The sequence below is a fragment of the Staphylococcus marylandisciuri genome (assembly GCF_025519785.1).
In the GTDB taxonomy this organism is placed as follows: Bacteria; Bacillota; Bacilli; order Staphylococcales; family Staphylococcaceae; genus Staphylococcus; species Staphylococcus marylandisciuri.
In genome coordinates this window covers 34,863-48,044 of record NZ_JAOPKZ010000016.1, presented here as the reverse complement: position 1 = coordinate 48,044, position 13,182 = coordinate 34,863, and the positions used below count along the sequence as shown (strand labels likewise).

At 37.0% G+C, this 13,182-nt stretch carries 13 protein-coding genes; 4 read left to right on the top strand and 9 right to left on the bottom strand.

Annotated features, from left to right (window positions below):
* Positions 1 to 247 precede the first annotated feature (247 nt).
* The gene (locus tag N9R04_RS09885) at positions 248 to 991 is read left to right on the top strand and encodes a M50 family metallopeptidase (RefSeq protein ID WP_262856603.1); all 744 of its coding nucleotides are present in this window, start codon (positions 248 to 250) and stop codon (positions 989 to 991) included.
* Positions 992 to 1,064: 73 nt separating this feature from the next.
* Here the strand turns inward: N9R04_RS09885 and N9R04_RS09880 are convergent, their stop codons facing one another.
* A complete protein-coding gene (locus N9R04_RS09880) occupies positions 1,065 to 1,709 on the bottom strand; it encodes a metal-dependent transcriptional regulator (RefSeq protein ID WP_262856602.1) in 645 nt (214 codons plus the stop codon).
* Positions 1,710 to 1,829: 120 nt separating this feature from the next.
* On the opposite strand from N9R04_RS09880, the gene N9R04_RS09875 reads away from it, so the two are divergent.
* From N9R04_RS09875 to mntC, 3 genes are read left to right on the top strand one after another with little or no spacing between them, the layout of a single operon-like run.
* The gene (locus N9R04_RS09875; RefSeq protein ID WP_262856601.1) at positions 1,830 to 2,537 is read left to right on the top strand and encodes a metal ABC transporter ATP-binding protein; all 708 of its coding nucleotides are present in this window, start codon (positions 1,830 to 1,832) and stop codon (positions 2,535 to 2,537) included.
* A 14-nt stretch (positions 2,538 to 2,551) separates the two neighbouring features.
* On the top strand, positions 2,552 to 3,385 hold the full coding sequence (locus tag N9R04_RS09870; RefSeq protein ID WP_262856600.1) for a metal ABC transporter permease: 834 nt from the start codon (positions 2,552 to 2,554) through the stop codon (positions 3,383 to 3,385).
* Positions 3,382 to 4,323 (top strand): manganese ABC transporter substrate-binding lipoprotein MntC, encoded by a 942-nt coding sequence (gene mntC, locus N9R04_RS09865; RefSeq protein WP_262856599.1) that lies wholly within the window; start codon positions 3,382 to 3,384, stop codon positions 4,321 to 4,323. The genes N9R04_RS09870 and mntC overlap by 4 nt, the downstream gene beginning before the upstream one ends.
* A gap of 383 nt (positions 4,324 to 4,706) precedes the next feature.
* Here the strand turns inward: mntC and N9R04_RS09860 are convergent, their stop codons facing one another.
* The 8 genes from N9R04_RS09860 to N9R04_RS09825 all read right to left on the bottom strand — a co-directional run bounded on the left by N9R04_RS09860 (position 4,707) and on the right by N9R04_RS09825 (position 13,163).
* Positions 4,707 to 6,755, bottom strand: coding sequence for a cation:proton antiporter (locus N9R04_RS09860; RefSeq protein ID WP_262856598.1), 2,049 nt, complete (start codon positions 6,753 to 6,755; stop codon positions 4,707 to 4,709).
* A 546-nt stretch (positions 6,756 to 7,301) separates the two neighbouring features.
* Entirely contained in the window at positions 7,302 to 7,760 is a 459-nt protein-coding gene (locus N9R04_RS09855; RefSeq protein ID WP_262856596.1) for a Na+/H+ antiporter subunit G, read from the bottom strand.
* Positions 7,735 to 8,037, bottom strand: a complete 303-nt coding sequence (locus N9R04_RS09850; protein WP_262856595.1) for a monovalent cation/H+ antiporter complex subunit F — start codon at positions 8,035 to 8,037, stop codon at positions 7,735 to 7,737. The genes N9R04_RS09855 and N9R04_RS09850 overlap by 26 nt, the downstream gene beginning before the upstream one ends.
* Positions 8,034 to 8,516, bottom strand: a complete 483-nt coding sequence (gene mnhE2, locus N9R04_RS09845) for a Na+/H+ antiporter Mnh2 subunit E (RefSeq protein ID WP_262856593.1) — start codon at positions 8,514 to 8,516, stop codon at positions 8,034 to 8,036. Before mnhE2 ends, N9R04_RS09850 begins: the two co-directional genes overlap by 4 nt.
* On the bottom strand, positions 8,513 to 10,015 hold the full coding sequence (gene mnhD2 / locus N9R04_RS09840; protein WP_262856592.1) for a Na+/H+ antiporter Mnh2 subunit D: 1,503 nt from the start codon (positions 10,013 to 10,015) through the stop codon (positions 8,513 to 8,515). The genes mnhE2 and mnhD2 overlap by 4 nt, the downstream gene beginning before the upstream one ends.
* Positions 10,008 to 10,358 carry a Na+/H+ antiporter Mnh2 subunit C gene (mnhC2, locus tag N9R04_RS09835; protein WP_262856591.1) on the bottom strand — a complete coding sequence of 117 codons (351 nt, stop codon included), beginning with the start codon at positions 10,356 to 10,358 and terminating at the stop codon, positions 10,008 to 10,010. Before mnhC2 ends, mnhD2 begins: the two co-directional genes overlap by 8 nt.
* Positions 10,355 to 10,780: a Na+/H+ antiporter Mnh2 subunit B gene (mnhB2, locus tag N9R04_RS09830; RefSeq protein WP_262856590.1), complete on the bottom strand. Its 426-nt coding sequence runs from the start codon at positions 10,778 to 10,780 to the stop codon at positions 10,355 to 10,357. The genes mnhC2 and mnhB2 overlap by 4 nt, the downstream gene beginning before the upstream one ends.
* The gene (locus N9R04_RS09825; RefSeq protein WP_262856589.1) at positions 10,767 to 13,163 is read right to left on the bottom strand and encodes a DUF4040 family protein; all 2,397 of its coding nucleotides are present in this window, start codon (positions 13,161 to 13,163) and stop codon (positions 10,767 to 10,769) included. The genes mnhB2 and N9R04_RS09825 overlap by 14 nt, the downstream gene beginning before the upstream one ends.
* Between the last annotated feature and the right edge of the window lie 19 nt (positions 13,164 to 13,182).

Here is a 13,182-nt window from a genome sequence, read left to right as displayed (position 1 = left end):
GAAAGAGGTTGAGACATTACATTATGTCCCAGTTTCTCTTTGTTGGGGCCCTACCCCAACTCGCTGTGCTTGTTGAAACTGGTTTACCAGTTTCTCTTTGTTGGGGCCCCCAAACACTTTTGTTCCGTCCTCCTTATCATCTTATATTAGCGCTTTAAAAAAATATATACAACAAAAGTCCAAATGTAATTTTCTATAAAATATCCTATAATAAGTGCAGAAAAGTAAATAATACTGAGGTACACTTATGAATTTACTCCATATACTTTTAACTCGTTCTATACAATTACATACTTATATCTTAGTTCTAATTGCGATCACTTATATCCTGATACACCATTATCGGTATAAACCAGTAATTAAAACGCTCGATATCTATCTTAACTATATACCTGTGCTCACACACGAGTTTGGTCATATATTATTCAATAAGATAAGTGGCGGCAGAGCGAAAGATCTTGTCATAATCGTCTCTTCAAAGGAACGTGAGCGCTCCTTACAACAAGGTTATGCGATAACGAGTTCTTCTAGTCGACTCTGTCAAATTAGTACGACGCTGGGTGGATATGTCATGCCACCTATTATGCTACTTGTCGGACTCGTAACAGTAACACATCACTTTCCTAGTCTGTTTATCATAATCTACATCTTTATATTTTTATACTATTTGATTCTAACTTCACGTAAGACAGCGCCTTTAGTTACTTTATTTATACTCATCGGTTTACTTTACGTTATCTTTAAATACCAGTATGATTTCTTTCAAATAAACTTGATCAGCCTTGCTATACACTTTATACTTGGTGTGTTATTCGGCGAAGTCATTCAATCTTCGTATACTATCTTACGCTTGACCTTTAGTCGCCAACCTATCGACTGGGACGGTGCAGCTCTACGTGAGTTAACACACATACCTATCATATTCTTCACTCTGATTTGGCTTGCTATTAATAGCTATTCTTTATACGTTATTTACCTATATATTGTGTAGTAAAAATAGCTTTACATAAACAAACAGGAAACGAGATATTTCTCTCAATTTAAAAATTATCTCGTTTCCTGCTTTATTTTTCTACATAAATATGACGTGCATTATCATAACTAAGAATCGTCGTTATATCATCTTTTTGTATTAATATCACTTTATTCGTATCATCTTTATTCACAATATGAATTCGATCCCCTATAGATATGTCTTTGCTGGATAAGTAAATTAACAATTCCGTTCTATCTCTCACTCGTTCTATTGTGACGACCTCATCTTCATCAAACTCGATTAAATTTTGCGTATAGATTTCTTTATAATTATTATTCCTAGGAATCACACCGCCATGCGGACACGTCTTAGGATAACTGAGTACTTTGTCTAATCGTTCAACAAATAAACGGGAGACACGATGCTCAAGGATTTCAGCCTCTTGATGTACCTCTTCCCAATTATAATCCAACACTTTAATTAAAAATAACTCAATCAACCGATGACGTTTAATGATATCTAATGTATAACTCAACCCTAATTCAGTCAAACGCACACCTTTATAAGGTTTAGTTTCGACAAAATTTGATTTCTCTAACCGATTTAACATTTCACTGACTGAAGGGGGCTTAATATCTAAGTACTGAGACAAGACCTTATTCGTTACATATTGCGTATCACCGTGATGTGACAATATCGCTTTCAGGTAATCTTCTTTCTCTTCAGTTAGCATGCTTTCACCTCTCAATATCTTCACTTTATTGTATCATGAAATAACTTGACACGCTAAAAGTTCGTAGTATATCATAAAATAAATTAGGTTAACCTAAAATATTTATTAAGGGAGTTAAAAATGTTAGAAGTAGAAGATTTAAACCTCCGTTTGGGAAATAAACATGTATTACAACACATTAACTTTTCCATTCCTCTTAAGGGTGAAATCATTGGCATTATGGGACCTAATGGCGCAGGAAAATCATCACTTATTAAATCATTAATTGGTGAATTCAAAGCTACTGGAAGGACGCAACTGCGTCATAAATCAACAACGAGTCAACTTAAACAAATTACATATATCCCTCAAAAAGCGCATATTGACATAGACTTCCCTATTAATGTAGAAGAAGTTATCATTTCAGGCGCTTACCAAGACATAGGATGGTTCAAATGGATAACACCTAAGGTTAAAGCGAAACTTGAATTACTACTAGAGGATTTAGAGATTAGTTCGTTAAGGAAACGACAACTTTCTCAACTGAGTGGTGGACAAATGCAACGTGTACTTATCGCCCGTGCACTCATGTCTGATAGTGCACTTTACCTCTTAGATGAGCCTTTCGTGGGTATAGACTTCCTCAGCGAGCAACTCATTATTAAGAAGATTCGCCAACTTAAATTAGAGAACAAACTTGTATTAATTGTTCATCACGACTTTTCGAAAGCTGGGGATTATTTTGACAGAATAATGTTGCTCAACAAGCGCTTACGCTACTTTGGCCCGAGCGATAAAGCTACAGACCCTGAAATACTCAATGATATATTCCTTAATCAAGCAGGTTAGAGAGGAGAACTACCATGGATTTCCTACAACATTTGTTCGATTATCAATTTCTAAAGCGCGCGCTTATCGTTTCAATAGTAGTCGGTATCGTTTGTGGAACAGTCGGCAGTATTATTGTCTTACGTGGGCTGTCACTTATGGGAGACGCGATGAGTCATGCTGTCTTGCCAGGAGTAGCACTCTCTTTCGTCTTTCACATACCTATGTTTCTAGGAGCGATGATCACGGGGATGTTAGCAAGTGGCTTTATAGGTTTAATTTCAGATAGAAGTAAGACTAAATCAGACGCTGCTATAGGTATCAGTTTTACTGCTTTCCTAGCAAGCGGTGTGATCATTATTAGCCTTATACATAGCGCTACCGATTTATATCTCATATTATTCGGTGATATACTTGCAATCACACACACGACATTCTGGTCTACACTCATCGTCAGTATAATCGTCCTAGCGCTCATCATTATTTTTTATCGACCACTCAAGATTTCTACATTCGATTCGACATTTAGTAGAATGAGCGGTTTAAACACGACATTGATTCATTATTTTGTAATGCTGCTCCTCTCGTTGGTGACAGTAGTATGTATTCAAACTGTAGGCATCATTCTAGTTGTTGCCCTGCTCATCACCCCTGCTTCTGCTGCATTTCTTATCTGCAAGAAGTTACATAGTATGATGATTCTAGCTAGTTTAATAAGTATTGTAAGTTCGATAGTTGGACTCTATTTCAGTTATATTTACAACATTCCAAGCGGCGCTACAATCGTTATCTGTGCTTTTATAATTTATATAATTATTTTTGCTATCCATAAAGTGAATTTACCAATAAAGAAAGGAAGCGTCTCATGAGAAAGATAATTACATTGCTACTTATCGCAGCATTATTCTTAGGTGCTTGTGGAGGTGACAGTAGCAAAGAGTCCCACCATGATAAAGACCATAAACTTAAAGTGGTTACGACCAATTCTATCTTATTTGATATGGTCAAAGAAATAGGAGGCGATCATGTAGAAGTACATAGTATCGTGCCTGTTGGGCAAGATCCCCATGAGTATGAAGTAAAACCTAAGGATATTAAAGCGCTTACCGATGCCGACGTCATTTTATACAATGGATTGAACTTAGAAACAGGAAATGGCTGGTTTAGAAAAGCACTTGCTCAAGCAGGTAAATCTGAAAAAGATAAATCTGTAGTAGCTGTTTCAAATAAAGTCAAACCCAATTACTTAAAGGGCGCGGCGCATAAAGATATCAATCGCGATCCACACGCATGGCTAAGCCTCACTAACGGTATCAAATATGTCGTTACGATCCAAAATACACTGATAAATTTCGACAAAGATCATAAATCTGATTATCAAGAAAAAGGTGATAAATATAAAGAGAAGTTAGATAAACTAAACAAAGAAAGTCACAAAAAATTTAGAGATATCCCTAAAGATCGACGCAACATGATTACCAGTGAAGGCGCATTTAAATATTTTGCTCAAGAATATCATATTAATGCCGGCTATATTTGGGAAATTAACACAGAAAAACAAGGAACGCCTAAACAAATGGAACAAGCAATTAAATTTGTTAAAAATAATAAAGTCAAGAACTTATTAGTCGAAACTAGTGTAGATACAAAAAGTATGGAAAGTTTAAGTGAAGAAACTAATAGAGCTATATACGGTAAGGTTTTCACAGATTCTATAGGTAAAAAAGGAAGTCGAGGTGATTCTTACTATAAGATGATGAAATCAAACATCGATACCGTCCATGGCAGTATGGCTAAACAACAATGATTGAAATCCGGGCCATAGCTCGTTACGTCTCATCGAATGAGCATGGCCCTCTCCTTAAAGGTAATTATGGGCTTTCCACCTCTACTTCTTCTAGAGGTGAATAGTCCCATATCGTACGTATCCTCCTAATATATATGACGTACGATATGGTGGTATTCAAGCCTAGATAATCTCTCAAACTCCAACGATGGTTCAAATCCTCCCCCATCGTTGGAGTATTTCATTATCTACTCTGTCAAAAAGAAGCTCTCTACTAAATAGGAACGGTAATTGAGTTACAGGTCCTATTTAATAGAGAGCCATTTTTTCCAAGAATACTATCCCTCTTGAAATAGCTATGAGTACCATCGTATGTCAATGTTTAAAGATGAAACTTGTAATACTTAAGTTAGACTATCTACAATTATCATTTCATCATAGTTAATAGCCTCTCGAATTTTTAAAGCGGTAGCTTCGCTAATTTCTTCTTCGTCCGTCAGCTGGCTTAATAATCGACGTTGTTCTTTTAAAGCTAACAATTTGATCTTAATAATTGAATTTTCGCTATTAGGATTAAAGAAATTATCCGGTGTTAGATTATCGATACGTACCAGATAGGCATCACATACCATACCCACTTCCAATTTATTATCCTCACTAGTTTCTTTGCTCAATCGTCTTACCACGTGATAATGTACTGTGCGCATGACATTAGAGATTTCAATTAAATTATCAGCTATAGAAAGTGAAGAAGCTGCATTAGTTCGCATGCGTTTGCGAATACGTTTTTTCAATAAATATCCTCGTATGCCTACTATCATTCTTTGGATTAATGAAGCTTGCTTGTATACTTGTGTACGTTCAGCATAACGTAAGTAGTTATCTAAGACGTTAGAAGTTATGTCACCGTTTTCTACCAGTTTGTTTAACGTCTCATTCTCAACATCAAAGGCAATCTTTTGCAGACGTTGGAGTTCTTTAGAATTTTCATCTTCATTTTCTACAGTTTTTAGAAATGCCAATTTATCGTGATATTCTTTGATTACATTACCGTAACGATAACTTGTTTCAGCAGTAGCTCTTTTACTGAGTATATCAATTACATTTTCTAAAATATATATACGCGCTTGTTTAAAATTCATACCTTTAATTACGGGTTTCTTCGCGCTTGGCGTAATCAGCGGCAAGACTATCTGTGCCATAACCAAGCTGATAAGGACCATGCCTGAAGCTATGAAAAGTAGATCATCACGGAAAGAGAATTGATGGTTATCAGCTAGGACATAAGGTAATGTCAAGGCGATCGCTAAAGAAATCGTTCCATGAACGCCACATAGCGTCATTATAAAGGCATACATACTTCGTTTCGGAGGTGTTTCTGCCGGGTTATAATTATCATCATTCTGAGCCATAATCTTTTGAAAGGGACTGATAGGTAAATAGAAATAAGGATATAGAACATAAACCCATATAAATCTAAATAGGTAAACCGCTAATGCAATCAAGGCCGTAACAATAATCAAAAATATGAGGTTATGGGGCTCGTGCTTAACAATCTTTTCAACTACTTCTGGGACGAGAAAACCCAATATAGAAAACACAAAACCGTTAAGTGCGTAGCTTAATATATTCCATGTATGGTTGTAGCTCATCTGAAGTTGCGTTCTTGCTTGGGCGATACGATCGCGTTCGAAACCATGTACAAGTCCCGCCACTACTGCAGCAATAATTCCAGAAGCATGTATCATTTCAGCTACTAAATATGTTACGAATGGAGTGAGTAATTGAATAAACGTGAACATATTAACATTCTCTATACCTCGGTGCGTAAGCGTAATTCGGAAGCGCACGAGTAAGACACCAATAATGAGGCCAATAATAAAGCCACCAATAGAAGAAATGAGAAATTGTTCTATAGCATTGAATATCGAGAATGCCCCTGTGATTAAAGCTGCAACCGCAATTTTAAATGATATAATCCCAGCCGCATCATTAAGTAAAGATTCACCTTCAAGTATAGTCATTGCACCTTTCGGTAATACTTTTCCTTTGGTAATAGCCTGAACTGCCACTGCGTCAGTCGGACAAAGGATGGCAGCTAAAGCGAAAGCTGCAGCCATCGGTAGCTCTGGCCAAATCCAATGAACGAAAAGCCCTACTACAATGACTGTTGTAACTACTAACCCTAATGCCATCATCAATACTGGTTTGATATATCTCCTAAGATGGACCCGTGAGACGTGGACTCCTTCCACGAATAAGAGAGGCGCGATGAGAGTAAGCATGAACAGTTCACTATCAAAGTGAAATTCAACGGGTATAGGAGTAAGATAGAGTAACATACCTAAGATAATTTGAATAAAAGCAAGAGGAACTTTAGGCAAATATGTATGTACTAAAGAACTAATTATTACGAGTGTAAGAAAAAATAGTATAGTTTCAAAAATTTGCACGGTTTCACCTCTTTTCGTTTTAAAGTTTAACTTTATAATTGTCGAGGTCGAAACACAGAATATTTCCATAATTCATATCTGTAAAAGCATGTGTATAAACGTCCTAGTTCTGTATGCTTTGAGAAAATACTGTAGGATTTCAGACAATTACAATCACCTATTATTCTACCACTAAATATTAACGAACTTAAATGTGTTGCACCAAAATTAAGTGATAGCAGTTAAATTAAGATGAATTGATTTCATATCTCCCCTCATAGAAAGGGAGCGGGACAGAAATCTAATTTGAATAAAAAGATTTCGTCGTCCCGCCCCGGCAAGGATGACTAGAATTGAAAAAAGCTTGATACAAACGCATTTTCAAATCAGTCATCTACTGCCAAGATGCTAAAAGGGTCTGGGACATTACATTATGTCCCAGCCTCCTCATAGAAAGAGTGGGGTGACTTGTACTTTACTTCTTATCAGACAACCATTCACTCTTACGTCGTATGCGCATTGCTTTAATAATTTAATAACTTAGCCATCTTGAAGTGAGGCGTTATGCTAACGATCATCAAAATCTTCGTGTTCTTTACGATATAAATGTTGACGTCTCGCTTCACGTTCTTTAGCACGTCTTTTTAGTTCCTCAAATGTATTATGTTCTTTAGAACTCAACAAGAGATCAGCTTGTCTCGGCCCTTCCTTTTTCCGATACATAAAGGCTCCCGTACGATAAGCTGCGCGTGAAATGAGATGGCCGCCTACCGGGGAGGTCAGGTTGATGAAGACGAGGGCAAGTACTAAGCGCACACTGAAGTATCCTTGCTTTGAAATAAAGAAAACGATAACACCGACGATCGTAAGCAGAACTGCGAGCGTTGAGCTTTTGGTTGCAGCGTGACTACGCAAAAAGACATCTTGAAACTTAATCAAACCTATAGAGCTTATCAAAGCAATAACACTTCCTAAAAAGAGTAGTATAGCTGCAATTAAGTTAATGATTTCGTTTATTTGATGCATTGAAGACGTGCCCCCCTTCAATAAATCTCGAAATTGAGACCGTACTGACGAAAGAAATTATAGCTATTAATAAAATTGAATCTAAAAATGAAAATGTTTCATAAAGCACGCTGACTACTCCTACAATGCACATTAGGATAGCGCTCCCTGCGTCAAATGCGACTACTCTATCTCCTGTCGTAGGTCCCTTAATCAAACGGAATAAACTGAGTAACAGAGCGACACCGAAGATAACCATCGCGCTCGTAATAAATACTTGAGTGAACGCTTCAATCATCGTGCCACCTCCAATATTAGATCCTCATACTGGCGTATACTTCTCAACAATGTTGCTTTCTCATCCTCTGAGACATCGATTGCATGAATAAAAAATTTCTTCTTAGTATCAGAAATTCGAATCACCGTAGAACCAGGTGTGATAATGATCAAGATGGTGAGAAAAGCAATTTCCCAATCATGCTTTAAAGCTGTTTCGTAAGTGACCATACCTGGATTCATCTTATTCGTTTTAAATAGGATATAGTTAATTGTAGAAATACTTGAGGTTGTAAGCTGGTATAAATAAATCACAAGAAATTTAAACGCAACCCACACTTTTTTTAAGTAAAACTCCTCTCCAAAGAAGCGATGAAGAATATAGATAACGAGAATACCTATCAAGTAGCCTCCAAAGAAAGTGGATAGCTTAAACGATTCTTCATCTTGAAACAATACCCAAAGAAATGCTATAACCACATTTAATACTACTTGTTTCATCTCTTTTCCTCCTTCAGTAAGTGCGGGTTTGTCGCCTTAAGATAGGCCCCCTCATCAACATTAAGATGAGTTGCTTGAGAGGTTACCTTGAATATCATAGGTGCTGCTATGCCCATAGCTAATACACCGGCAACTAACAAACCGATCAGCCATTTACGATAACCTTGTAATCGATTAAAAGTAACCTTATCCCCTTTTTTATCATTACCTGAATACATCACAAAGTAAATTCTAAACAAGCTATACATGGCTATTAAACTCGTAACTATCATTAACGTTAAGCCGATATAATTACCGTTCTCTATAGCACCTTTGAAAATATAAACTTTACCAGGAAAACCGCTAAAAGGAGGCACTCCTCCAATAGCAAAAATCATGATGATAAACGCTACGCCAAAAAACGGTTCTCGCTTAGCTAAACCATGACAATATTTATAATGACGTCTGCCGGTCAAATAGATAAGAGAACCGATGATAAAGAACAATAACGTCTTAACGATAATATCATTGATTAAGTAAAATATTGCACCGTTTACACCCGAGAAAGTGTAAGTACCTAAACCTAAAATAATAAAACCTATAGACAATATGACTTGATATGCTGCCACTTTCTTAATATCGGTATAAGCAATGACACCAAAAGCACCGATTATCATAGTAATACATGCTAAGAAGACAAGTAGTTTATGGGTGATTTCAGTGTAGTCGTTAAACATTAAGGTAAAGAAGCGAATTAAAGCGTAGGCGCCTACCTTAGTCATCAAGGCGGCAAAAAGTGCAGCCAGTTCTGTATTCAATACCGAGTATGCTTTAGGAAGCCACATGAAGAGAACTAGCGCTGCTTTAGAGCTAAAAGCTACTAAGAAAATCATTGAAATAATTACAGTGGATTGATGATCCTCCATTTGACTTAAGCGATGCGCTACAAGTGCATAATTTAAAGTTCCGGTTAACTTGTAAAGTAACCCAATGCCGACAAGCAGTAGCCAAGAACCGATAATATTTAATACCACATAAATGATAGCTGCGCGAAGTTGCTCTACTGATTGGCCCAACGTCACAAGTACAAAAGAGGCAAGCAACATAACTTCGAACATGACATAGAGATTGAATAAATCTGCAGTAAGAAAGGATCCTACTACGCCGGCAGTTAAGAATAAGATGAAGCTTGGTAAGTAGTAACGAATAGCACGTTTTTCGGCTCTACCAAAACCGTAGGCAATAATTAAAGTCACTACAACACTAGATGACGTAACCAATACTAAACTAAGTGGATCTCCCACAAACTGTATCCCAAAGGGTGCGCGCCATCCACCGAAGTCAAGGACTACAGGACCATGTTTCATTACATATATCAGTAAAGCTAGCGAAATTACAGTCGAAATTAGCATCGTACCGATAGAAAGTATACGAGAAATGAGGCTCTGTTTACGTGTAAAAACGAGAATAAGGGCACAAACAACAGGAAGCAATAACGGTAAGATGAGTAAATTATTCATTCTCGCCCTCACTCTCCTTCCTCAATACATCGATTTCTACTTCTTTCGTTACCCTATATGTCCGATAGACAAGAACCAATAAGAAGGCGGTCATTCCGAAGCCAATAACGATAGCCGTAAGAACGATAGCTTGTAGAAGTGGATCAACAAAATGTTGGGTGCCTTTCTCTATCAACGGTTCAGACATATGCGGCCCATAATGCCCCATACTCATCACAATTAAATTACCAGCGTGAGTATAGATAGAAATACCAATAACTATACGTATTAAGTTTACCGATAAGACCATGTAAGTACCTATGAAAACTAAGAAACCTATCACTAATAATAATATAAGATTCATGAACGACCACCACTCATTGATAACATCACAGTAACTACCACTCCTACAACTGTGAGTAACACACCCGCTTCAAATAAAGTTACTGTAGTTAGATGTAACTCACCTAGTAAAGGGAAATGCGCCGTAAAAGAAGTTTGATACAAGAAAGGTTTGCCAAAAAATATCGGACTTACTGCAGTAGCAATAGACAATAATGCACCTATAATCATAAAGATTCGAAAATCAATCGGTAGGGATACGAGTACTTGTTTGACATCAAACGCTAAGAACATGAGTAAAAAAGCCGAACTAAATATAAGTCCTCCTATAAACCCACCACCAGGACTATCGTGCCCAGCGAGAAACAAATAGAAGCCGAATGTCAATAGTATAAAAACCACTATCTTTGTTACTGTACGAAGAACTACATCATTCTCTCTCATCTTGTCCCCTCCGATCTTTAAAGTTTAATAGAGTATAAATTCCAAGTCCGGTAATGATTAATACTAGACCTTCAAATAATGTATCAAATGCACGAAAATCGCCTAAAATCGCGTTTACGATATTTTTGCCACCTGTAAGCTCATCGGCCTTTTCATAAAATGTAGAAATGGTTGCCATGTGATTTCCTTGTTGTGCGATGAACACCAACATCACCACAACTATAGCCATTATGAGAGACACAACAATTTTTAGTAATTCCCTCTTTCTATTACCTCGTCCTCTAGGCACGTTAGGTAAGCGAGAGAAACTAACGATAAAGAGTATAGTTGTGATTGTCTCAACCACTAATTGAGTCAATGCAAGATCAGGTGCTTTCATTAAAATGAAAAAGATAGTTACACAGTAGCCAATAATACCGTTCAGGATAACCATTGTAAGTCTTTGTCTAATAAATATTAGTGCAACACCGAGTATAAATACTACAATCAAAGTGAGTATCTCAAGCGGACCAAAGTCGCTCACATGAATTTGATGAACCTTCGGGAAGCCAACACGACAGATGCTATATGTAACGATGACTCCAAAGAATAAAAGCGTCCAGACGATATAATGGTTGAGTCGATTATTCATTAAACCGCGTATGCTAGAGCTCGAATGAATTTCAAATTCATGATAAAGACGTGAATAAACTTTAGTCAGAGAAGCCCCTTTTTCAAAACGACCAAACTGAAGCCACTTCACTTTAAACACAGCTATTACCCCTACCACAATCACTATAGCACTGAGTAATAAGGGCAAGTTAAAACCGTGCCATTGTGAAATAATTGGTGCTTTCTTGGCAATTCCGCCTTCTCCTGAGAGACCCTGTAAAGCGGGTACTAATACGAAATGTGTTAAGACATTAGGTATGACAAAGATCACAGGTAACATGAGGGTTAAGATGATTGATGGCAATGCAAATAGGATGGGCTCTTTAGGTCTTGAAATCGGAAGCCTTTCCTTAGAGAATTCTCCCCAAAAAACACTTTTAACCATATAAAGAGAATAAATGAAAGTAAATACACTTGCCACAACACCTAATGCGACCACAGCGAAACCTATATAACCGCTAAACTGCGGTAGATGTTGTGCGCGAAGTAATCCATCAAAAAACATCTCTTTACTTAAGAAACCGTTCAATAAAGGTACGCCCCCCATAGATAACGCACTTAACAGCATGACTATATGAGTGAGCGGTAGAAAATGACGTAAACCACTTAGTTTACGTATATCACGTGTACCGGTCTCGTGATCAATAAGCCCTACACCCATGAATAAAGCCCCTTTATAAAGAGCATGATTAATCAAGTGAAATAAACCTGTAAATAAAATGTATACATATACGACAGTTAACTCATCATTAGTATGTTGCGCATAACCGGCACCTAAGCCTATCATCGAAACAATCATACCGAGTTGACTAATAGTAGAATAAGCGAGTATAGCTTTTAAATCATATTGACGTAAAGCATTCACCGACCCGAATATCATAGTGATCAAACCAATAAACGTTACGGCGTAAATATACATCTGACTTAAGCCAAGTACGGGGATAAATCTTATGAGTAAGAAGATGCCTGCTTTAACCATGGTTGCTGAATGGAGATAAGCACTCACTGGAGTAGGAGCTTCCATTGCTTTAGGTAGCCATACATGAAATGGAAATTGTGCTGATTTAGTAAAAGCCCCTAGCAATAACATCACGACTATTGGCAGGAATAATGGACTTTCTGCAAGGCGGTGACGCTGTTCCATTATTTCTGAAATACTATTAGTCCCTGTTATTGTATAAATCATAATAAAACCTGTTAACAAAGCTAGTCCGCCTAATACGGTTATCATAAATGAGATAATAGCTCCGAATTGACTTGCTTCACGGTCATACCAGTATGATATAAGTAAAAATGATGAAATACTTGTTAATTCCCAGCATATGTACATTAATATAGTGTTATTTGCAGTAACGATACCAAGCATACTGAACATAAATAAGAGTAAGTATATGTAGAAACGGGGTAGGTTATCATGCTTGTTGGATAAGTACTGAGTAGCGTAACAGAACACCGCTACACCTATAAATGAAATCAGTAAGCTAAATAATAAACTCAATCCATCTATTCTTAAATCTATATTAATATCAAGGGAACGCAGCCAAGTTAACTTAAAGTGTAGGACTTGCTGCGATAAAACACGTGGAATTTGATATAGGAAATAAACTGCAGAAACCACTGGACCTATTAAAGCAATGTGACCAGCAAATTGTGCAGACTTCGGATGAGATAATGTTAGTAAGATAAGTATCATGAGCACAAGCAATGCACCAAATAAATAAACTAAGCTCATGTCAGCCCTTCCTTTCTAT

What these genes read in the sequence shown, in the direction of transcription:
- N9R04_RS09885 (WP_262856603.1), top strand. Translation starts at nt 248, where the DNA reads ATGAATTTACTCCATATACTTTTAACTCGTTCTATACAATTACATACT.
- N9R04_RS09880 (WP_262856602.1), bottom strand. Translation starts at nt 1,709, where the DNA reads ATGCTAACTGAAGAGAAAGAAGATTACCTGAAAGCGATATTGTCACAT.
- N9R04_RS09875 (WP_262856601.1), top strand. Translation starts at nt 1,830, where the DNA reads ATGTTAGAAGTAGAAGATTTAAACCTCCGTTTGGGAAATAAACATGTA.
- N9R04_RS09870 (WP_262856600.1), top strand. Translation starts at nt 2,552, where the DNA reads ATGGATTTCCTACAACATTTGTTCGATTATCAATTTCTAAAGCGCGCG.
- mntC (WP_262856599.1), top strand. Translation starts at nt 3,382, where the DNA reads ATGAGAAAGATAATTACATTGCTACTTATCGCAGCATTATTCTTAGGT.
- N9R04_RS09855 (WP_262856596.1), bottom strand. Translation starts at nt 7,760, where the DNA reads ATGCATCAAATAAACGAAATCATTAACTTAATTGCAGCTATACTACTC.
- N9R04_RS09850 (WP_262856595.1), bottom strand. Translation starts at nt 8,037, where the DNA reads ATGATTGAAGCGTTCACTCAAGTATTTATTACGAGCGCGATGGTTATC.
- mnhE2 (WP_262856593.1), bottom strand. Translation starts at nt 8,516, where the DNA reads ATGAAACAAGTAGTATTAAATGTGGTTATAGCATTTCTTTGGGTATTG.
- mnhD2 (WP_262856592.1), bottom strand. Translation starts at nt 10,015, where the DNA reads ATGAATAATTTACTCATCTTACCGTTATTGCTTCCTGTTGTTTGTGCC.
- mnhC2 (WP_262856591.1), bottom strand. Translation starts at nt 10,358, where the DNA reads ATGAATCTTATATTATTATTAGTGATAGGTTTCTTAGTTTTCATAGGT.
- mnhB2 (WP_262856590.1), bottom strand. Translation starts at nt 10,780, where the DNA reads ATGAGAGAGAATGATGTAGTTCTTCGTACAGTAACAAAGATAGTGGTT.
- N9R04_RS09825 (WP_262856589.1), bottom strand. Translation starts at nt 13,163, where the DNA reads ATGAGCTTAGTTTATTTATTTGGTGCATTGCTTGTGCTCATGATACTT.